This is a genomic window from Spirosoma terrae (assembly GCF_010435915.1).
Taxonomy (GTDB): Bacteria; Bacteroidota; Bacteroidia; order Cytophagales; family Spirosomataceae; genus Spirosoma; species Spirosoma terrae.
Genome location: NZ_JAAFZH010000009.1, coordinates 125,869 through 149,288 on the forward strand (window position 1 = coordinate 125,869; position 23,420 = coordinate 149,288).

At 47.6% G+C, this 23,420-nt stretch carries 14 protein-coding genes; all 14 read left to right on the forward strand.

Features of this window, described 5'->3' with window-relative positions:
• Nucleotides 1–196 precede the first annotated feature (196 nt).
• The gene (locus GK108_RS19210) at nucleotides 197–2,422 is read left to right on the forward strand and encodes a S9 family peptidase (protein ID WP_163952064.1); all 2,226 of its coding nucleotides are present in this window, start codon (nucleotides 197–199) and stop codon (nucleotides 2,420–2,422) included.
• Between the two features lie 218 nt (nucleotides 2,423–2,640).
• Nucleotides 2,641–3,666, forward strand: coding sequence for a lipid A deacylase LpxR family protein (locus GK108_RS19215; RefSeq protein WP_163952066.1), 1,026 nt, complete (start codon nucleotides 2,641–2,643; stop codon nucleotides 3,664–3,666).
• A gap of 381 nt (nucleotides 3,667–4,047) precedes the next feature.
• A complete protein-coding gene (locus tag GK108_RS19220; protein ID WP_163952068.1) occupies nucleotides 4,048–7,242 on the forward strand; it encodes a SusC/RagA family TonB-linked outer membrane protein in 3,195 nt (1,064 codons plus the stop codon).
• Between the two features lie 18 nt (nucleotides 7,243–7,260).
• A complete protein-coding gene (locus GK108_RS19225; RefSeq protein WP_163952070.1) occupies nucleotides 7,261–8,745 on the forward strand; it encodes a RagB/SusD family nutrient uptake outer membrane protein in 1,485 nt (494 codons plus the stop codon).
• Nucleotides 8,746–8,978: 233 nt separating this feature from the next.
• A complete protein-coding gene (locus GK108_RS19230) occupies nucleotides 8,979–9,356 on the forward strand; it encodes a hypothetical protein (protein WP_163952072.1) in 378 nt (125 codons plus the stop codon).
• Nucleotides 9,357–9,389: 33 nt separating this feature from the next.
• Nucleotides 9,390–10,400, forward strand: a complete 1,011-nt coding sequence (locus tag GK108_RS19235; protein WP_246224999.1) for a tetratricopeptide repeat protein — start codon at nucleotides 9,390–9,392, stop codon at nucleotides 10,398–10,400.
• Between the two features lie 154 nt (nucleotides 10,401–10,554).
• Complete coding sequence (locus GK108_RS19240; protein WP_163952074.1) at nucleotides 10,555–13,038, forward strand: zinc-dependent metalloprotease; 2,484 nt, start codon at nucleotides 10,555–10,557, stop codon at nucleotides 13,036–13,038.
• Between the two features lie 370 nt (nucleotides 13,039–13,408).
• A complete protein-coding gene (locus tag GK108_RS19245; RefSeq protein ID WP_163952076.1) occupies nucleotides 13,409–14,629 on the forward strand; it encodes a PepSY-associated TM helix domain-containing protein in 1,221 nt (406 codons plus the stop codon).
• The gene (locus GK108_RS19250; RefSeq protein ID WP_163952078.1) at nucleotides 14,629–14,988 is read left to right on the forward strand and encodes a hypothetical protein; all 360 of its coding nucleotides are present in this window, start codon (nucleotides 14,629–14,631) and stop codon (nucleotides 14,986–14,988) included. The genes GK108_RS19245 and GK108_RS19250 overlap by 1 nt, the downstream gene beginning before the upstream one ends.
• Before the next feature lie 255 nt (nucleotides 14,989–15,243).
• On the forward strand, nucleotides 15,244–15,879 hold the full coding sequence (locus tag GK108_RS19255; RefSeq protein ID WP_163952080.1) for a TetR/AcrR family transcriptional regulator: 636 nt from the start codon (nucleotides 15,244–15,246) through the stop codon (nucleotides 15,877–15,879).
• 44 nt (nucleotides 15,880–15,923) lie between these two features.
• The gene (locus GK108_RS19260; RefSeq protein WP_163952082.1) at nucleotides 15,924–17,291 is read left to right on the forward strand and encodes a TolC family protein; all 1,368 of its coding nucleotides are present in this window, start codon (nucleotides 15,924–15,926) and stop codon (nucleotides 17,289–17,291) included.
• A 9-nt stretch (nucleotides 17,292–17,300) separates the two neighbouring features.
• Nucleotides 17,301–18,407 (forward strand): efflux RND transporter periplasmic adaptor subunit, encoded by a 1,107-nt coding sequence (locus tag GK108_RS19265; protein WP_163952084.1) that lies wholly within the window; start codon nucleotides 17,301–17,303, stop codon nucleotides 18,405–18,407.
• Nucleotides 18,408–18,543: 136 nt separating this feature from the next.
• Nucleotides 18,544–21,684: an efflux RND transporter permease subunit gene (locus GK108_RS19270; RefSeq protein WP_163952086.1), complete on the forward strand. Its 3,141-nt coding sequence runs from the start codon at nucleotides 18,544–18,546 to the stop codon at nucleotides 21,682–21,684.
• A 284-nt stretch (nucleotides 21,685–21,968) separates the two neighbouring features.
• On the forward strand, nucleotides 21,969–23,390 hold the full coding sequence (locus GK108_RS19275; protein WP_212592840.1) for a hypothetical protein: 1,422 nt from the start codon (nucleotides 21,969–21,971) through the stop codon (nucleotides 23,388–23,390).
• Nucleotides 23,391–23,420: the final 30 nt, after the last annotated feature.

Consider the following 23,420-nt stretch of genomic DNA (forward strand, 5'->3'; position numbering starts at 1 on the left):
AAATAGTCGACATAACTACCATTCATCCAAATTACAAAAAAAGCGGCTCAAGCGATCAAAAAGCGCGTTTTACGAATGTTGTACCGTTTACGAAGCCACCTGTTTGATCTTACTCAAATCCAATTCGCCTATGTTTTCAAAAGTCTTTTTTCAGTAGCTTTGACCGTTTCAGATAACTGATCTTGATAAACAACACATGATCACACATACTAGAATCAGCTGGCTCGTTGGCCTGGCCGTTATCCTGACCTGGCCGGCGCTGGGTCAGTCGCCGACCAAACAGCGTTATGCCAATCTTCAGCAGGCCTTACAGGCTGGCCGCCAACTTAATGGCGCTACCGGCCCACGTAGCGTAAACTGGATCGAAGGCGGTACTAAATTTTCGTTTATAGACGGCGACAATGTAATTAAAACGCTATCGCCCAAAGACCAAAAGGAAGCCGTTGTGTTCGATGGTAGCCAACTGACATTTCCGGGCACCAGCAAAGCGTTTACGTATGGCTCGTTTCAGTGGTCGAAAGATTCCCGAAACATTCTGTTCCAGAGCAATTTTCGCCCTGTTTACCGGCGCTCCGGCATATCGGACTACTACGTCTACAGCGTGGCCGATAAAAGTTTGAAACTGGTTGCTAAAGATGCACAAACGGCTGAACTCGCGCCGGATGGGCAAAAAGTAGGCTACGAGCGGGGTGGTAACCTGTTCGTATTTGACTTTGCTACGCAAAAAGAAACCCAACTGACCAACGATGCCGCTCCTGCCTTTTATAATGGCCGGTTTGGTTGGGCATACGAAGAAGAATTTGGGCTGGCACAGGCCTGGGAATGGTCGCCCGATAGCAAATTCATTGCCTTCTGGCAATCTGACGAACGTAACGTTCCTATGTATAAACTGACCGACTATAAAGGATTCGATGAGAAATACGATTCACTACCTTATCCGCGCGTTGGCGATCAAAACCCAACGGTACGTATTGGTGTCATCGAACTGACTACTACGTCGAAACAATGGATGAAAGTTGATCTGGCCGATGGCTACATTCCCCGGATTTACTGGACTACCCAGGAAGGGCAGCTGGCCGTTATGCATTTGAATAGGAAGCAAAATCAGATGCGGCTGTTTATGACGAATGCCCGTACTGGCGAAGCCCGGCAAATTCTGGAAGAAAAGAACAATACATGGATCGACATTTTTGATTTTTTCGCCGGTATCAATCATTTGCTTTATTTCCCGGCTGGTGTTCAGGAGTTTTACAGGGTTTCGGACCGGGATGGTTATTCGCATCTGTATCGGTACGACTATACCGGCAAACTACTCAACGCCGTCACGAACGGAAAATGGGAAGTAACCTACGTTCACCACATTGACCCGAAAGGAAAGAAGGTTTATTTCACCTCCACGGAAGTGTCACCCACGGAACGACACCTTTTTGTAGCCGACCTGGACGGCAAAAACAAACGCCGACTGACTACGGTAGCCGGACGGCACACGGTTAATTTCTCACCCAATGGCCTGTACTTCATTGACCGGTATTCGAATCTACAAACACCAACACAGGTTGAATTACGCGATACGAAAGGTCAGTTACTGAAAGCCCTGGAGACGAACAAAGCCGTTGCGGACTACGTAGCCAGTCATGCTTACGCGCCTAAAGAAATAACCGCGTTCACTACGTCGGATGGGCAGCGGATCGATATTTCGATCATCAAACCAGTTGATTTCGATCCTGCTAAAAAGTATCCGGTCGTACTGGATGTTTACGGTGGACCGGGTTCTCAGTCCGTTTATAACGAATTTGCCGTAACGAGCTGGCATCAATGGCTTGCCCAGACTGGCTACGTTGTGGTTGGTGTAAATAACCGAGGCAGCGGTGGCTACGGTCGCGATTTCGAGAAAGTTGTTTATGAAAAACTAGGGAAGTTTGAGAGTCTGGATTTTGCCGAAACAGCAACCTATCTGGCTAAACAGTCATGGGTTGATGGAAACCGCATAGCGATACGTGGGCATAGTTACGGTGGCTATATGAGCAGCTACACCATGCTGACACATCCGGGCGTGTTTAAGGTTTCGCTGGTGGGCGCTCCTGTAACCGACTGGCGTTTGTATGATTCTATCTACACCGAACGCTACATGGGATTGTTGCCAGAAAATGACGAGAAATATAAAGTCAGCGCGGTTTCACCCTACGCGAAAAACCTGGCCGGAAAGATGTTTATTGCTCACTCGACCATGGATGAGAATGTGCATGTACGGAATACGTTTCAGCTTGTGAACGCACTGGAGGATGCAGGCAAAGATGCTGACCTGCGAATCTATCCGCCTGGTGCGCACGGTGTTGCCTACAGCGCCGGAACACAGCTCTTACTTTATCAGCAATATACTACGTACCTGGAGACCCATTTGAAAGGAGCAAGCCTCGATTAAACCTCACCCCCTGCCCCCTCTCCTTTTGAAGGAGAGGGGAACGTCGCACTTGCATTAGCCCCTCTCCCGTTTTGGGAGAGGGGTTGGGGTGAGGGAAACATCACCGCCCGGAAGCCATCACACTTACTATACCAATTTAAAATAATAACAACAACAAAACAATTTAAATCTATATTTGGTAACTATAAACAAAGTTATCTAACTAAATCAATACGCTTGTGCCAACCCTTCCACGGAGAGTATGGTGGATGTTTATGGTCTTGCAGGCTACCAATGGGTTAGCTCAATCAGTAACTCCCACTGATAGTCTGCCCTCTGGCAGCTTTTTACAACTAGCGTGGGACAACGACGCTTTTCAGCTCCGGGCCAAAAATACGTCGGACCGATACTATACGAATGGTATTCATATAAAGCATATCAGCAATTATTGGCGACGATGGCCCACCCGCTACGCTCTCCTGAAAATAGCTCCCAAAGACGACCGGACTTACACATACCAGTATGATTTTGGTGTTGGTCAGGAAATTTACACGCCCCGTAACCTGACAGTTCGTAACCGCCCGCTTTATCCAAACGACCATCCTTATGCCGGGTATCTATACGTATCGTGGGGACTTGTCACGACTGATCCGATTGGCGGACGTAAGCTAACGTCGAGGCTGAGTTTGGGCGTTATAGGTCCTATGAGTGGAGCCGCTGAAGTCCAGCAAGCCTTTCACCTGGCCGAAAACTTTAAAGAACCGATGGGATGGGGTACGCAAATGCCCAACGATCCGGCTATCAGCTACTTTGTAGGTTACGAGACACGACTTTTTCCCAAGTTTTCTCCCATTGTCGATATTATTGGTCGTGTTGATGCCAATATCGGTATGCTGAGTAACTATGCTACAATGGGTACATTGATCCGATTTGGTCGGTTTAATGATTATTTCCTGAACGCAACGGGTTTATACACCGCTCCCGGCACTCATCGGTTCCAGTTTTATGCTACGTTAGGTACCTCGTTTCGCGCGCTGCTGGATAACTCCATTCTGCAGGGCGGCTGGTTCAATGGCGGTGAGAACTACTATGCTCTCCCAGCTGTGGAGCTAAAGCACTTCCTTGGTCTTATTGACTTTGGGGGGGTAATCGCGTACAAAAATGCCCAGTTGTCGTTTACTCAATCGCTACAAACCGTTCAGTTCAAAAGTGGTCTGGACCATCAGTGGGGACGTATCAGCTTCTTATTTCGCTGCGGTCGTTAATTCTATCCTACACAGATATACATTTTCCTAGAACACATAACAAGAGGCTACTCTATAAATGAACAGAGTAATTAGGTTGCCCCCGACAGTATCCTACTGTCGGGGGCAACCTAATTAGTTAATACACATAAGCGCTAAATAAATTGCTTTTGCCTGGATTTTCGGAATTATTATAACATACATAACCAACTACTTAGAATTTTTACCATATCAATAAAAAGCTATTATCTATACACAAAAAACCAATAATTGCATTATTATCCACACAAAATACTATGTAGTAATAATTTTTTAGAATAAAATATTGCCATGTAGGATAATATACTATTTTCGAGGCTTGTATTAAAACAGAATTAAAAACTTCTACTCGTATTACACTTCATGAGAAAACTTTTACTGGGCAGTTGGCTATTAACTGTCTTTTTCTGCCTGCCGGTGCTAGCACAGGATGTAACAGTAACCGGCCGTGTTACGTCGTCAGAAGACGGAACGCCTTTACCCGGAGTAAGTGTACAGCTTAAGGGAACAACCCGAGGATCTACCACTGATGCCGAGGGGAATTATCGGTTAAGTGCTCCGTCCACCGGCCGATTGGTATTCAGCTACATTGGATTTTCTTCGCAGGAAGTTGCCATTGGCAATCAGACAACGATTCAGGTAGCACTGGCACCGGATGCCGCCAATCTGGACGAAGTTATTGTTACTACGTTTGGTACGGCCAAACGAGCATCCTTCACGGGATCAGCGGGCACGCTTTCCAGCAATCAACTCTCAACCCGCGTTACGAGTAACATAGCCCAGGCGCTATCAGGCGCTATTTCGGGTGTGCAGACAAATGCTGGTCTGGGCCAACCGGGTTCTGCTCCGGAAATTCGTATTCGTGGCTTTGGGTCGATTTCTTCCGGAAATGATCCACTCTATGTTGTTGATGGTATCCCTTATTCAGGAAATATTGCCAACATTAGCCCGAACGATATTGAAAGCATATCCGTCCTCAAAGATGCTTCATCCACGGCCTTGTATGGCTCAAGAGCTGCTAATGGTGTGGTAGTAGTGACGACGAAAAGAGGTCAGAAAGACCGTAGCTCGATCAATGTCCGTTATACAAAAGGAGTTAGCACCCGGGGCGTACCAGAATACGACCGTGTAGGCGTCGATCAGTATTATCCGCTGATGTGGGAAATTTACCGGAACAGTGTTGCCTATCGCTCTACTAACCCGGTTGCGTTGGCAACAGCGAATCAGCAGGCAACGGACCAATTAATTAGCTTGGTGGGTTATAACGTATATAACGTACCGAACAATCAGGTCGTTGATGTAAACGGGCAAATGAATCCAAATGCACAGTTGATTTTTTCGCCTGATGACCTGAACTGGGAAAAACCGATTATGCGTCAGGGCAACCGCGACGAATTGAACGTAAGCTTCTCAGGTGGTCAGAACAAGAGCGACTACTTCCTATCGTTGTCGTATCTGAACGACAAAAGCTACCTGATTCGCTCTGATTTTGAACGCATTACGGGCCGTCTAAACATTAACTCGCAAATGAAATCCTGGCTTCGGACAGGCGCTAATATTTCAACAACGCTATCAAAATCGAATCAGGCCGATGCCGGTGGCACGGGAGGTAGTACGACATTCGTTAACCCATTCTTTTTCTCCCGGAATATTGGTCCGATTTATCCAGTATATGCATATGACCCGGCTAACCCAGGACAGTTTTTGACCTTACCGAATGGCGACAGACGGTGGGATTTTGGCAACTTAACCTCATTAGGTTTACCCGCTCGCCCTCAATACGGCGGCCGTCATTCTGTAGCTGAGACAGTACTCAATCAGAATTACTTACGTCGGAATGTGCTAAGCGCACGGGGGTATGCAGAATTGTCATTCCTGCAGGATTTCAAATTTACGGCCAACATTGGTACCGATATCACCAACATGAATCGGTATACGTTTGGAAACCCACAAGTTGGTGATGGCGCACCGGCTGGCCGTGCTACTCACGAATTCCAGAACATTTCCAGCTACAACCTTAACCAGTTATTAAACTACAACAAGTCGTTTGGTAAGCATAGTCTGGATGTTCTGCTAGGCCATGAAAACTACCAGATAAACGACAATAACCTGGAAGGTTCGCGGTCGCAGTTGATTCTGGAGGGGAATTACGAACTGGTCAATTTCACCACTACAACCAATCTATCGTCTGTCCTGAACACACGACGGGTTGAAGGCTATTTCTCCCGAGTTAATTACGACTACGATCAGAAGTATTTTCTATCGGCTTCTATCCGCCGGGATGGTTCGAGTAAATTCTACCGCGATACGCGCTGGGGTAATTTCTATTCGGTGAGTGGTGCATGGCGTATCGATCAGGAAGAATTCCTGAAGTCGATTCCTTCAATTAATGCCCTGAAACTACGGGCTTCGTATGGCCAGACAGGTAACGATGGTGGCGGTAATACGGGCCAGGATGCTCAGGATAATACGATCAGCTACTACGCCTGGCAACCACTTTATGGTTTGGGCTGGAACAATGCATCGGAAGCCGGTATTTTGCAGACGAGCCTGGGCAACCGCAATCTGGCCTGGGAATCGAGTAACGCTTTTGATGCAGCGCTTGAGTTTAGTTTGTTTCAAGGACGCGTATCCGGTACTGTCGAATATTTTGATCGTCGCTCATCAAATCTGATCTTCGCCGTACCCTTACCGCTATCAGCTGGGATTTCAACCGTTACACGGAATATCGGTACGATGTATAACCGGGGTTTTGAGGTTGAATTGGGCGTTGAGCCAGTTCGTACCAAAGATTTTGTATGGCACATTGATTTGAATGCAACCAAAATCAAGAACCGGATCACCAAAATGCCCGATGAAAACCCTGAAATCATCGACGGCACCAAGAAATTGTCGGTTGGGCACTCGATCTACGATAACTGGCTTCGTGAGTATAAAGGCATCAATCCAAATACAGGCGAAGTTGAGTACCGGGCCGCCAGCTACGTAGCGGCAAACTCACGCATAACAGAGTCGGGCGATACGTTAACGAACAGCATCAACAATGCCCGTTACCACTACAATGGCTCATCTATCCCTGCTCTGACGGGTGGCGTAACCAATCGATTTACGTGGAAAGGAATCACGTTATCAGCGCTATTCGTTTATCAGTTAGGCGGCAAAACCTACGATGGCGCTTATGCGGGTCTGATGAGTGCAGGTGGCTATGGTAGTGCGAAGCATATAGACATTCTGAGAAGATGGCAAAAGCCAGGCGACATTACCGATGTCCCTCGGATGGATGCTGGACGTACTACCGATTTTGATGCTCAATCGGACCGTTGGTTGATTGATGCCAGCTATCTGAACCTTCGTAACATCACACTTTCTTACCAACTGCCCAGTACGATTGCCCGTAAGGCATTCCTGGAAAATGCGCAGATCTACATCAGTGGCGAGAATATGCTGATCCTGTCGCGCCGGAAAGGCATGAACGTTCAGCAGCAATTCAATGGCGTAACCAGCAATGCATTCAGTCCAGCCAAGAGCCTGGTACTAGGCGTTTCCTTTACACTTTAAGCTTCAGACAGACGACTCATGAAAAAAAGATATTTGACGTTGGTAATGGCACTTGGCCTCCTTACTACGACGTCGTGTGAAAAAGAATTTTTAGAGACTTCCCCAACCGGCAGTATCGACGCCGGATCGGCCTACGCTACAACGGCTAATGCTACGGCTGCCATAAACGGTATTTACCGAGCTATGGTGGTGCGTTATTTGAGTTCACAGGGGCATTTTGGTCATCCAGCCATGATGATTATTCTGGATCTATTGGGCGAGGACGTAGTGATTTCCAATACGTCGAACACCTGGCACCTTCCAGAAATCCGCTGGCTAGCTCACCGCAACGATACGTCTGCTGGCGATCAATTAGCTTATGAGTTATACTATCGTCTAATTGGGAATGCGAATATTGCCATCGCCAGTATTGACAACGCAGCAGGACCTGAAGCTGACAAAAACCGACTCAAGGGCGAAGCATTAGGCCTGCGGGCTTTCTCGTACTTCAATCTGGTTCAGCTATATGGCAAACGTTACAATGGGGCTGCTAAACCAAATACTCAGCCAGGTGTGCCACTGGTATTAACACCAACTACCGACGGCTTGCCTCGGGCAACAGTTGAAGAGATATATACGCAGATCAACGCCGATCTGGCTCAGGCGGCTACGCTCCTGACCTCTACCCGTAGTTATAAATCACACATTAACCTGGAGGTAATCAAAGGCTTTCAGGCTCGGGTTGCCTTGACTCAACAAAACTGGGCCGATGCAGCCAAGTTAGCGGCTGAAGCCCGGAAAGGCTATTCGCCAATGAGCGCTACTCAATACCAGGACGGTTTCTCAGACATCAGCAATCCTGAGTGGATCTGGGGATTCGATCACCTGGAAGATCAGTCGGAGTTTTTCGGCGCTTTTCACTCCTATATGTCCAGTAACTTTAACTCGACGAATATTCGTGTTTCGCCAAAGGTCATTAACAGTGCCCTCTACGATAAAATCCCTACTACGGATGTGCGGTCGAAAATGTGGGTTAAAACGCCAACAGCAACCAACTCGATTGTACCAACCGGGGGTGTTCGGGCACCCTACCTGAATCAGAAATTCCGGTTACCCGGTACACCATCCACTAGTACAATGGGCGATATTCCGTATATGCGCGCAGCTGAAATGTACCTGATTGAAGCCGAAGCACAGGCTCGGCTTGGAAACAATGCAGAAGCCAGCACTGCCTTATTTAACCTGATTACCACCCGCGATCCGGCTTATGTTAAATCAACCAAAACAGGCACAGACCTGATCGATGAGATTTTATTCCACCGGCGTGTTGAGCTATGGGGCGAAGGTTTCCGATTTACCGATTTGAAACGTATGAATGCACCACTAAATCGGAATGGGTCTACTAATATCCAAAGTTCTGTAGTTGTACTTTTCGACATGCCGGCGGGTGATAAGCAGTGGGAGTTTTTGATTCCACGACGTGAATTAAACGCCAACAAAGCGATTGAACAAAATCCGCTTTAGTAGCGTATCCTGATTTCTCCACTTAAAAAAGGCTCGGGTCAATTATGCACTTTTCATAATTGACCCGAGCCTTTTTTAAGTTATACCCTGTAAAAAGAAACCTCTTTTTCAGGAACATAGCCTTCCCGACGACCATTACTTACCTTATAGTAAATATTGGAGACTAATTGCATTCTGATACGTCTACTAAGCTGTAGATATTGTATCTATGAATGTACTACCTGTCTTTTACTATGAAATACCTAGCTCTACCGTTAAAAGCCGCTCAAAAAAAGAACGATCAGTCACCAGAAGCACTACACTCCTACGACGTAGCAATAGCGAACTGGGAAAAGGCCATATCAGATTTTGCCAGTCTGAATACAAGAATAGATACGTTTCTGATTCAGAATACCTATTCCAGTGTTCAGTCGCTGGAACGCAAAACAGAATTGCTTTCCCTAAAGGATACTATGGCTAGACTCCTGCAACACTTATTCGAAGATTTGGGTAACAACCTTGACTGCGTAAGTATTGAGCAGTTTGATGAGCATACGACTCGCATATCCCAAAACAGTCAAGTCATATCAAGCCAGTTACTGCAAATGGGCTTGCAAATAATAACAGACTGATCATACTGAATACTGTTTACCGCTAGCGTCGGAATGCGGGAAAACGTCCCTCTCCATCCATTGTTGATCTGGTGGCCTATGCCGTTCCCTGATCTTTTAGCGAATAGCGCCAACCGTTCTGAACGTAGCTGGTTACCTTTGTACAGCGATTTAACGTGTTCGCGTCAGAAGAAGTCAATGGAAATAATCGTAACAGCGGCCATTATTGGGTATATTATTTACCTACGCTACTATGCCGATTTGCGCAGTAATTCAGAACAGGATGTTGAAAAACTACAGGCAGGTATAAAACTGTATCAACAGGAACAGTTTACGGATGCTCTGGCTTTTTTCAACCAATACCTTCTTAAAGAGCCTAAATCGAGTGTCGCCTATCTCTATCAGGCTCGCTGTTACCGGGCTCTGGGCAACGTAGCAGCGGCCCTTACAGCCCTAAAAACCGGTGAGAGCTACGACGACTCAGTGGCAGATTTGCACCTGGAAATGGGACAGATCCTGTACGAACAGCAAGATTATAAAGGTGCATTTCTTGAGTTCGATAAAGCCGTTTTTCATTCAAAGGGCACCGAAGCCGAACCTTATCGATGGCGGGCAATGACCCGACAACAGCTTCAGCAGCCTGCCGAAGCGCAACAGGACGAGGAACGAGCCAATACACTTCGGGAAACAGCCATAGCTACCAACTCCTCCCTACAGCCAGAACAGCGTTCGTTTCTGGATCGTCAGTTTTTAAGACACGTTCTGTTAATTTTAATCAACAGCGCGATTTTACTCCTTGTCATCAAAAAAGCGACCGTTATTCACCTACCTTATTTGCTGGCAGCCGTAGCAGCCGCTGTTATTGGCTTTCTTGAGCCCAGAAAAGGCTGGCTGCTGGCGATTATACAAACCGCAACCATTTGGATTGGCTACACATTTTTCACAGACGCCCCACAAACCAGCGGTGCCCGCGACCTGGAATTATTCGGACTGTATGGAGCCATTATTCTGACATTTATTGGCAGCTTTATTGGCGGGGTACTAAAACGACAGCTAATTCGCTAGAACGCTACGTTTATACCGTAGCGCAAATTCTCCTTATTTTATAGAGCTATTCCATAATTTATCAGACAATTATTGCGAGGTCTGACACTTTTTCAAGTTTTGGCTATAAGCGATTTGGGTGTAACTTGAGCGGTGAATTACAACCTCGCTTACAATGAACTACCGATTACTAGCACTTCTTTGCTTACTGACAACAACCGTTTCCCAGCTTTTCGCCCAAGGAGGACAAGGCTCCGGAGGGGCCATCCCCACCATTAGTACGTTCACGACCGGTATGGAAAAACATCCGGGTTATATGACTTTCTACTGGGATGCGAAAAAAGGAAAAATCTGGCTCGAAATTGACAAATTCGACACCGAATTGCTGTACTACCCAACACTCGCTCAGGGCGTTGGCTCTAACGACATTGGCCTGGACCGTGGCCGTTTAGGCCAGGAACATATTGTAAAATTCCAGCGTAGTGGCCCAAAAGTGCTCCTCATTGAACCCAACTATTCGTATCGCGCTATCAGCAACGATCCGCTCGAACGCCGGGCTGTTGAGGAGTCTTTTGCCAAATCGGTCCATGCAGGCTTCGATATCACTGCTGAAGAAGGAGGCAGAGTGTTGGTCGACCTGACCCCTTTCCTAATGCAGGATGCCGTAGGAGCGGTGCAGGCTATTACCCGGACTCGCCAGGGTACGTTCCGCTTTGACCCAAATCGCAGTGCCATGTATCTGCCAAGAACGAAAGCGTTCCCGCAAAACACCGAATTTGAAACCATCATTACGTTAACGGGAGATAACCCTGGCGCTTATCTGCGCGAAGTTGTTCCAACGCCTTCCATTGTAACGGTTCATCAACACCATTCCTTTGTTCAGCTTCCTGAGCCGGGTTATAAGCCACGCGCTTTTGATCCACGTATCGGCTACGGCGGCATCGAATACTTTGATTACGCTACGCCCGTTAGTCAGCCGATTATGAAACGGTATATTTCGCGGCATCGGCTGGAGAAAAAAGACCCTTCGGCCAAAGTTAGTGAAGCGGTTAAGCCTATTGTTTACTACGTTGATCCGGGTACGCCCGAACCCATCCGTTCAGCACTGGTAGAAGGTACTGCCTGGTGGAATCAGGCTTTCGAAGCGGCCGGTTTTAAAGATGCTTTCCAGGTAAAACTGCTTCCAGCCGATGCTGACCCGATGGATGTTCGTTACAATCTGGTGCAGTGGGTTCACCGGTCAACGCGGGGCTGGTCGTATGGGGGAAGTATTTCAGACCCACGTACTGGCGAAATTATCAAAGGAAAAGTAACCTTAGGTTCGCTACGTGTCCGTCAGGATTATCTCATCGCTCAGGGTTTGGTTGGTGATTATGCCGGTGCACTGGCCCCCAATGCCGATCCGATGATGCAAATGTCTATCGAGCGTCTACGGCAGCTGGCCGCCCACGAAGTAGGTCATACGCTGGGTTTACCGCACAACTATATTGCCAGCACCCACAACCGGGCATCGGTTATGGATTACCCAACCATGGTCGCCAAGATCAAAGGGGCAAGCATCGATATTTCGGATGCCTACGCTAAAGGAATCGGTGAATATGACAAATGGAGCATTCGTTACGGTTACGAACAGTTTGCGAAGGATGCTAATGAAAAACAGTCACTGGACAATATTGTCAATGATATGCACAAAGCCGGTTTGACCTTCCTGACCGACAAAGACGCCCGGCCCGAAGGCTCTGTTCATCCGGCTACCCACTTATGGGACAATGGCGCTAACGCCGTCGATGAATTAAAACGCGTGTCCGATGTTCGGAAGCTGGTTTTGTCTAATTTCTCGGAAAAGAAAATTCCAGTAGGCACACCAATGGCCACACTCGAAGAAGTACTCGTTCCGATGTATATGTTTCACCGCTACCAGGTGGAAGCAGCCGCTAAAGTCGTTGGTGGACAGGCGTATACCAACGCCCTCCGGGGCGACGGTCAGCCTGTTGTATCAACGGTTCCGGTTGCCGAACAAAAACGGGCTTTAGATGCCCTGGTCGCAACGATTGACCCGGCTTTTCTGGCTGTACCGAAATCAGTACTGGCGCTGATTCCTCCTCATCCTTTCCGCTACGATCCTAACCCTCGGGAAGTATTCAAACGCAGAACTGGTTTATCGTTCGACCCAATGGCGGCTCCCGAAGCAGCCGCCGGCATGACGTTGCAAATGCTGTTCAACCCCGAACGAACCAGCCGACTGGTAGCGCAATCGGCGATCGATCCGGGTCAGTTAAGTCTTGAAGCAATGCTCGATCAATTGCTTGCTGTTACGTGGTACAAGGCCGATCCGTCGGATAGCTATCAGGCCGAAATAAAGCGTCTGACTGATAAATTGCTGCTTCAGAAATTGATCGATTTGGCGAATAATCAGGAAGCTACTGCCCAGGTTCGGGCCATAGCGGGGCTAAAGTTAAGCCAGTTGAAAGGAAAACTGAATGCATCGAACGCAAACCCTAAAGTGGCTGCTCATCACTTTTTCGCTCTGGATCAACTACGCCGGGCCGAAGGCAACGTAGCGGATGTGAAACCAACCAATCCACAAACTCCTCCTGATGGCATGCCGATCGATACCGGTCAGGAATGGTTAGCTCCTGCCTGCGACTGGCACCCCTAAACAGCGTGTTGAGTGCGTTATAAAAAAGCGTATCGAGAGCCCTCGATACGCTTTTTGCATTCGGTCCGTTCTATTTGCTAAAATTTATAGGCATTACGTTATCACGCAGATTATGCTCAATTCCTGGAACAAAGCAACGGTAAAAAAATCAGGAATGAAAATTATTTTTAATTATTCTAAATATATTTAAAGTGGCCTATATATTTGCTTTTCTTTATATGATTGCCCTGTGATGGCAGCCTTATCAGCGTATGAAAAGCCATAATTCTGGCTGTGTGGACTTACTCACTATAAAGCCCCTGCTCTCGCTGTGGCCTTGCCATGAGCAGATGGCGTATTAGAGCCAAACGCACTATCGACCAGTCCAGTAATGATGAAAGCAGAATCTGTACGGAAAAAGAAAAACTGGGCCAGCCACCAGAAGACATGGTATGGCAAATGGCACGTCTGGCTGGGTTTACTGGCCGGAACCATCATTTTCATTGTCAGTCTGACAGGTACTATCCTGGTTTATCGCGATGAAATTGATCAGGCCCTTAATCCGGAACTATTCCATGCACCTGCCCAGGAGAAAAAACTCTCGTTTCAGCAAATTACGGAGCAGATCAAACGCGATCATCCCGGCTGGAAACTAGAGTTCTTGTTCCGGGCCGAAGGTGAAAACAGCGAAAACCTTCCCTATCGGGCTCACCTGGAAGTAAAAGCAGACGAAGACGAAAAAGAGGTATTCATCAATCCGTATACGGGTAAAGTTACCGGATCGCGTATTCACGAGTCAGCCTTCATCGACGTAGTGCTGGCCATTCATCGAACGCTCCTCATTCCGGCTGTCGGCCGATATATTGTTGGAACGGCGGCTCTTATTTTAGTCATTTTAACAATCAGCGGGTTAAGGCTCTGGATTCCCAGACAATGGAAATACGTCAAATCCCGACTAACCATCAAACGTAATGCCAGCTTATTGCGCCAGAATTACGATCTACATCAGGTTCTCGGGCTGTATTCATCGCCTATGATCCTGCTGATTGCGCTAACGGGAGTGGTTATTACGTTCCTCACCATTATTGCCCCCGTGATGTTTCTGGTGAGTTTTGAAAAGCCTAAATCACTGGCCCAAATCCTCAATAACAAGTCGGTTTACGTGAAAGGTGCTAAACCAATCAGTATTGATTCGGCTATTGCTATTGCCCAGCGAGCTTTTCCACCCAGGAGTGAAATTCGTGGACTCGTGTTTCCCGATGGTCAGAAAGGTGCTTATGCTGTGTATGGGCTTGGACCATACGTAACGAAAACGGGCGACAATAACTTCGTGTACATTGACCAGTATTCGGGAAAAGTTAATTTCAATACGTCGGTCGATTTGCCGAATACGGGAAAAATGTATCTGAACTGGGTAACCCCGATCCACTACGGTACGTTCGGTGGCAACGTAACGCGTGTCGTTGCCTTTATTACGTCGCTAGTCCCGTCCATCCTGTTCGTTACAGGTATCCTAATCTGGTGGCCCCGCTGGAAAGGCAGAGCCAGGGGAAAATCTCGTAAAGCCAATACTGTTTCTGGTGCTGAAGTGCCGATAAAAATCCATTCATAATGGCTCCTGAACTATTTTCTAGTCCACAACCGCTTTTGCCCTGGTTTGCTGTTCAGATAAAAGCGGGGATACGTTACGCCCTCTATTTTCTGGGAATCGGATTTATGATGGGCGCTATTTATGGGGCATTTGGCGGCCTTGTGTTTCAGCCTGCCCTCTTCGCCAGTAGCCTGATTGGTATTTTCTGCCTGATGAACTTTCCGATTTCAATACTAGCTATGCTGGTGAATCTCGTATTGGCCCTATTCAGGAAAAGTAGCCGCCCCGTTTACCGATATGCTGGCCTATCGCTAGGCTTTGCGCTGGTTTATCTCCTTTATTTCTACGCACTTCATCTGGCTCATATCAACATCTTCTAAGCTTCTGAGCAGCACTTTTGTGAGGGTTTCCCAACGCACTACTGGTTATTAATATCAACATGAAACTCGCCGTTTTTCAATAAAACCAAAAAAGTATTTTTTATAACTTTTTCAACAATGGCAACTATCTTCCTTATCAGTTAGTTGCCATTTATCCGTTAAAAATGACCGTTAGTAAAAAATATAAAGATTAGCAGGATTTAACAAAACAAATAAAATCTACCTTTGTTAGATAATTTGAAAGCTGTTAGATAAATGAGCGTAATTGATCGTCGGAGCCGGCAAAAAGCAGAGATACGCCAACGTATTCTGGACGCGGCCCGGCAGATAGCCCGCGACAAAGACTGGAATGCCGTAACGATACGTAGCATAGCGGAAGCGATTGACTACACACCACCGATTGTATACGAGCATTTTAAAAATAAAGAAGACGTATTGCTGACGATTGTTAAGGAAGGGCATGAAGAAAATCGGAAGGTATTCGACGAGATTCTGGCGATGGATTTAAACCCGGAAGAGAAAATTGTTCAGCTATCGATGCTCCAGTGGACATTTGCCCACGAACGGCCTGAAATATATCGGTTGATGCACAATCCTGAACGTGTTGAACAGCAACGGGAAATTGTTCGGGAAAGTATGGAAGAAGCCAAACAGAAAATTGAGAGCCTCTTTCGTGACATCTCTCCCAATGCAGACAACATAAGCGAACTGATTTTCAACTGGTTCTGCCTGATGCAGGGCTACATAAATCTCATTACCAGTATCCGGCCCGACCAGGGAGCCAGGCTGATCGAACGAGTTCATGATCCCAAAATGGTCGCTCTCTTTAAGCAACCTCAGGAATTGTTTGAACGAGCCATCCGTCGATTCGTACGCGGCTTAAAAACTTAGTACTCACTTCACTAGATTCCGATTTCTCAAGCAACATGAAACGCATGAAGCAGACTATACTGACGGCATTGATGCTCAGTCTGTTAGTCAACTGGTCTAAAGCTCAGACTCCTACTACGCCGGCGGGCGGGTATACCCTGGCTCAATGTGTAGAATACGCGCGGGTGAACAATCCTAACATCAAGATTGCCCGCGTTAACGAACAAATATCAGAGTCGCAAACGCAACAGGTGATTGGTCGAAATCTTCCACAAGTTTCGGTGTCAGGCTCCGTGCTGGACAACGTTAAAATTCCGGTTCAGTTGTTGCCAGGTGAACTAGCTGGACAGCCATCCGGTACGTTTATACCGATTCAATTCGGTACGCAGTATAACACGACCTTAACCGGGCGCGTTGATCAGAAACTCTTTGATCCTTCGTTCGGACTGGCGCTGAAAGCGGCCAAAATTCAAACGCAGGTACAGGCACAGGCTACCCTTCAGGCCGAACAGACGCAGGCTTATAACATTGCTACGGCTTATTATCAGACGCTGGTTATTGATCTGCAAAGACGGTTAACGATCCGCGATCTGACCTCGTCCGATACGTTATTGCAGCAGGAGAAAGTTCGACTGCAAAACGGTACAACCCGGGAAATTGACTTTGGCCGAATTCAACTCAATCGCAACAATTTACAATCGCAGCTGGAGCAAATAGCCCGTAATTACGAACAGGCCATCAATCGGCTGAAATTTCAGATGGGTATGCCGCTCAGCGAAACGCTCACCATTCAGCCGCTGGAAGTCGAAAAAGAATTGCACGTCAACGAATTACCTGACGTCACGAATCGTTTTTTTGAGAACCGGCCTGACTTTAAACAGTTGGTGCTCAACACTCAGCTACAGGACCTGAACCGTCAGTCGAATAACCGAGGCTACTATCCATCAATCGGATTTTATGGAACTTATGCCACGAATGCCCAGCGCCGACAGTTTAATTTCTTCGATGGCGGACTGCCCTGGTTTAAAAGCTCAACACTCGGCTTAACGCTCTCCTGGACACCGTTTGATGGCAATCAGCGTCGCTATCGGGATCGCGAAAACCGGCTGAACCTGGAAACGCTACGTCTCCAGCAGATTCTGGCTCGCGAGTCGGCCCAGCTGAACGTAAACAACGCGCAGGTAAGCTATCAGAATCTGGTAACCGACATTCAGCGGGAGCGCGACAATATTGATCTGGCCCGCAAGATTTTGACCGTTACCGAACTCGAATACAAAGAAGGAATTGCTACGTCGGTAACACTGATCGACTCGAAAGATGCGCTGACCACGGCACAAAACAACCTGGCCAACAAACTGATTAATTTATATCAGGCCCGATTAGATTACGAAAACGCACAAGGCACTATTCTTCAGTACGTTACTCAAAAATAAACAGTTACCATGAAACGAATTATAATTATTGGAGCGGTAGCTGCCCTGGTTGCGCTGATTGCCTTCCGATTAATGAATAACAAAGAAAAAATCGAAGCCGCCAAAACGTCGACGGCGCAGTTTCAGACCGTACCGGTTGTGGAAGTACAGCCCGTTACGTACGAACGTCTCGACCAGAAGCTTTCGGTTTTAGGAACCGTTGAAGCACAAAACGAAGGCAATATTATTGCCGAAACTCGCGGTAAGCTTCAGAACTTCAAACTGGTGCTGGGCACTTTCGTTAAGAAAGGCCAGCAGGTTGGCTACATTCAGGACGATGTGCAAGGCATTGTCGTTGAAAACAATCAGACGACTGTTGAAAATGCCAAGCGTGAAATGGAACGGTATGAGCGCCTGCTGAAAGGTGGAGCCGTTACGCAGGAAGCGTATCAGAAATACAAAGATCAATACAACACGGCCCTCTTAAACGCCAAACAACAGCAACGTGTTCTGGGCAATGGCGCTGTGGTTGCTCCCATTAGTGGTTATGTGTACGATAAAAAGGTTGAAAATGGCGAATACGTAGCGGTTGGAGCCGTCCTGGCGTCGGTGATTAACCTACAGGAATTAAAACTGGTGGTTAACGTACCCGAACAGGCCGTTTATCAGCTAAAAACTGGCGACAAAGCCAACATCACAGCCCAGGCGTTTCCGGGTGTTACGTTCACGGGTACGGTTCACTACATCAGTCCCAAAGGCGACGACCTGCACAATTATCCCGTTGAAATTTACCTGAACAACAACAGCAAAAACCAGCTGAAAGCCGGTACGCTGGCCAATGCAAGCTTTACCTTCCGCAACGGGATCGATGGATTGTTCATTCCTCGCCGGGCGCTGATTGGCGGTGCTGATAGTGCGAGTGTATACGTATTGGAAAACAATGATACGGTCCGTTTACGCCGGGTTCAGCTAGGCTATGACACCGGCGATTTGTATCAGGTACTTAGTGGCTTGAAGCAGGGCGAACCAATCGTCGTGAACGGGCAGCTCAACGTAAGCAATGGCGCAAAGGTTTCTGTTAGCGGCAGCAAGCAGACTCAGCCCAAAACAGACACATCAGTGGCCGTAAAACAATAGAAAGTTTACAGTTTATAGTTTTCGGTTTATGGTTTATAGTGGCTGACGCATCAGCAATTATTTTGTAGTAGGCACTATAAACCATAAACTGAAAACCATAAACTATAAACTATAAAACTGAAAACTTTATAGTAATATGTCAGTAACAGAGATTGCCATAAAACGCCCTACGCTGGTTGTCGTGGCCTTTACTGTCCTGGGTATTTTGGGCTTCATTTCGTATAAAAGCCTCAATTATACGCTGCTACCTAAGTTTGATGCGTCGGTGGTGACAATCATCACTACGTATCCGGGAGCGGCTGCCGGTGAGGTCGAAAACTCGGTCACTCGTAAGATCGAAGATGCGGTATCGTCCATCGAAAACCTGAAAAACATCAGCTCAACCAGTCAGGAAGGGGCTTCAACGATCCAGATCGAACTCAACGCCAATGCCGACCCGAACCAGGCGCTGGAAGATGCCCAGCGAAAGGTAAACGCCATTCTGTCGCAATTGCCCGACGAAGTAGAATCGCCCACGCTGCTCAAATTCTCAACCGACGACGTACCGGTGATTCGGATGGGTGTACGAGCCAATCTGGAACCCACCAAACTCTACGATCTGGTCGATGATCAGATCCGTACGCAACTTACGAAAGTGAACGGCGTCGGTCAGGTAACCCTAACGGGTGGCCGTGAGCGGGAAATACGTATCGGCATCGATCCGAACAAAATAAAGCTGTATAATCTATCGCTGGGCCAGATAACCCAGGCTGTTAATTCGGCTAACCTCGATTATCCAACCGGACGAATCGAAACCGATCAGGCACAGTATGCGATCCGGCTGGCGGGTAAGTTCACGAACATCAATCAAATTCGGAATACGGCGATCAAAACCTCGCCTAATGGCACCAAAATTTTACTAAGCGACGTAGCGAACGTAACGGATGGCGTAGCGGATGCCAAAACGATTAACCGGATCAATGGCCGTGAGTCGATTGGTATCACGATACAGAAACAGACGGATGCCAACGCGGTAGAAATCAGCCAGCAGGTACGCGGTATTCTGGGCGGTATTGAAAAACAATACGCTGATATTGGGCTAAAATTTGAAGTTACGAGCGATTCATCGACCTATACGCTGGCATCCGCTGAAGGAGTAATTTTCGACCTTGAGTTTGCGGTTGTGCTGGTAGCCCTGGTGATGCTTCTGTTCCTTCACAGCCTTCGGAACGCCTTTATTGTGATGGTGTCGGTGCCAGCGTCGATCATTTCGGTTTTTGTACCGATGTATCTGCTGGGCTTTACGCTCAACCTGATGACCCTGATGGCGCTATCGCTGGTTGTTGGTATTCTGGTCGATGACTCGATTGTGGTCCTCGAAAATATCTACCGTCACCTCGAAATGGGGAAAGACCGGCGTACGGCTTCGCTTGACGGACGTAACGAAATTGGCTTCACCGCCGTTGCCATCACGATGGTCGACGTTGTGGTGTTCCTGCCTCTGGTATTCGTTCAGGGCCTGATTGCCAACATTATCCGCGAGTTTGCGCTGGTGGTTGTGTTCTCGACACTGATGTCGCTTATTGTTTCGTTTACCATCACTCCGCTACTGGCATCTCGTTTTGCCAAAGAAACGGACCTGAATGGGCCTGGCCTGGGCAAACGGTTTCTGGCCTGGTTTGAAGGTCAGTTCGATTCACTGAAACATGGATACGCTAACTTACTGAGCTGGAGTCTACGCCATAAACGCTGGGTCTATATTACGGCTATCGTATTGTTTGTAGCGTCGATTGGATTGGTGACCGGTGGCTTTATCGGTACTACGTTCTTCCCGCAAAGTGACCAGGGCGAATTCGTGGTTCAGATCGAAGGTGAGCCGTTCAATAGTCTGGCCGAAACCAACCGGATTTGCCAGAAAATTGAGAAGCAGCTTATGCAGAACAAGCTGGTCACGAAAGTAAACAGCAACGTTGGCTACTCAAGCTCAGCCTCGGGTGGAGGACTTGGGTCAACGCCGTATCACAAGGCTGAAATTACGGTAACGATCATTCCTAAAAACGAACGTAGCATTACGGTCGATCAGTTTGCCGCACAGGCCAAAGCCGAAATCATGAAGACACCCGGCCTGAACGTCAAATCAGCACCCGTGGGCATTACGGGTGGGGCCAACGCTACACCGATTCAGATTCTGCTACAGGGTAATTCTCAACAGGATTTAGAACAGGCGGCAGCTATTGTGAAGCAGGTTATCAAATCCGTAAGCGGAACAGCCGACGTAGAGCTAGGAGTTGATGACCCCAAGCCAGAACTGAAAGTAAATCTCGACCGTCGAAAAATGGCTCAGTTTGGGGTTTCAGTTGCTAACGTTGGTGCTACGTTACAGACGGCATTTTCGGGTAATACCGACAGTAAATACCGAATTGGTAGCCGCGACTACGATATCCGTGTCGAACTGGACCGATTTAATCGGCAGAGTAAAAATGACGTAGGCGACCTGACAGTGCCGGATGCGCAGGGCAAACTGGTTGAAATTCGTCAGATCGCTGATTTGCAATTAAGCACGGGTGCTACGCAGTTAACTCGTTACAATCGCGTTGGCTCGTTGTTCGTTAACTCGAACGTTATTGGCCGCCCTACGGGTACGGTCGGCGCGGAGATCGACAACATTCTGAAAACCAAGCAACTTCCAGGTGGCGTTACGTATAAACTCAAAGGTGATCTGGAACGCCAATCGGATGCATTTGGTAGCCTGGGCATAGCTCTTGGTCTGGCAGTTATGTTCGTTTACCTGTTGATGGTAGCGTTGTATAACTCCTATTTCCGTCCTTTTGTGGTCTTGTTCTCGATCCCGATGGCCGTTATTGGTGCTTTCCTCGCACTGGCCCTGGCCGAGCAGTCGATTTCGTTCTTCGTTATGCTGGGTATGGTTATGCTGATCGGTCTGGTAGCGAAAAACGCTATTCTGCTGGTCGACTTTGCTAATGCTCAGAAAGAAGAAGGAAAAGGCACGGTCGATGCACTGGTTGAGGCCGGTCGTGAGCGGATTCGTCCTATTTTGATGACCACCATTGCTATGACGATCGGTTTGCTTCCGATGGCCCTGGCGACGGGCGACGGTTCAGAATCAAAAAACGGGCTGGCCTGGGTGCTCATCGGCGGGCTGATCAGTTCTCTTCTGCTAACACTGGTTCTGGTTCCGACGGTCTATCTGACCTTCGAAAATATTTTCAATGGCGTGAGCCGACTATGGAACCGAGTTACGGGCAAAAAAGACAAGTCCGTACCGGCGAAGGTTTAGTTCTTCTTTTTGACAGGATTAACAGGGTTTACAAGATTGGCTGGATGTAAAAATCCTGTTAAGCCTGTCAAAAAAGAATTTGTCTTTAACCAAAAGCCACTCATTACTGCAATGAGTGGCTTCTCTTTTCCTGGCCCTTCTCGTAAAGATAAAGTAGACTGACACGTAGCATAGGTAGTACAAACGAGCCGCTTTCTGTACATTTACTACCTTATACTTGTCTCTAAACGCTACGTTTGCTGGTAATCTTCTCCATCCCCTAAACCTGACTCTTTTTAAAGTAGATGACTATACTTGCTAAATCTGTATGGCTGAGCGCCCTGTTGATGATCGGTCATTTTGCGGTTGCTCAATCATCCATTAGGACCTCGTCCGATACGCTGGGCACTCCGCCAACGGCAGCTTCAGCAAAACCAGACGTAGACAAAAATGAACTTCGGTATAATCTGAATACATCAGGTTCGCACTTTTTTAAAGTCACTTTCTTAAATCAGACCTGGCTCCGTTTTAATCAGAGCAATCCCGGAACCACTGTCATTCAGGAGCCAAAAGATAATACGTTCGACATTGGCCTGCGTCGTACTCGAATGCAGTTGTTTGGCCAGATTAGCGACCGGGTATTTCTATACATTCAGTTTGGCTTAAATAACTTCAATTATCTAAACGGAGGCTTTAATCCAACTGCTTCGTCGAACCGCAAGATACAGGCCTTCTTCCACGATGCTGTTGGTGAGTATTTAGTTTTTAAGAACAAAAATTACCTGAATATTGGGGGTGGCCTAACCATCGTTAACGGGTTGTCTCGCTTCAGCGCACCCAGCGTAGCAACCATTATGAGCCTGGACGTGCCGGTATTTGCCCAGGCCACCGTCGACCAAACCGATGAGTTTTCGCGCAAGTTGAGCTTATATGCCCGTGGCCAGATTGGTCACCTCGATTATCGGGTTGCCTTAACCGACCCGTTCCCTATTCAGACAAGCGGTACGGCTTTACCTACCTATGGCCCCAACGCCATTTATGCACTCAAAGGGCATCATAAGCAGTTTCAGGGCTTCTTTATGTGGCAATTCTTCGACAAAGAAGCCCATCAAACGCCCGGCTATAATACCGGCACCTATTTAGGAGCGAAAAAGATTGTCAATTTCGAAGCCGGATTTATTACGCAGAAAAATGCCATGGTACGTGTCGATGCTCCCGGCGACACTACGTATCAGAACATGAACTTGTGGTCAGTTGCTTCCTTCCTGGATATGCCCATCAACCGGGAGAAAGGTACGGCGGTTAACGCTTATCTGGGTTATTTCCACACAGACTACGGCAAAAACTACCTGCGTTTCAATGGCATTATGAACCCAGCCAGCGGACTGGCGAGTGGTTACCCCGCCGGTACGCAAGGGAATGCTTTTCCGATGTTCGGAACAGGAAACGTAGTGTATGGGCAGTTTGGCTATTTACTGAAACGTGATTTATTCGGTCCGGGCAATGGTACGTTAATGCCGTATGTTCACGCCCAACTTGCCAATTACCAACGGCTGACAAAAACGCTTGGCATTTATACGGTTGGCCTTAATTATCTGATCAAAGGTCACAACGGTAAACTCACCCTTGATTATCAGAATCGACCTTATTACGAAACAATCGGCAACCAATACGCCCCTCAGGGCCGCCGGGGCCAGTTGACCCTGCAATATCAGGTGTTTATTTAGCCTGAAAAGCGAACGAAACCATTTTGATCA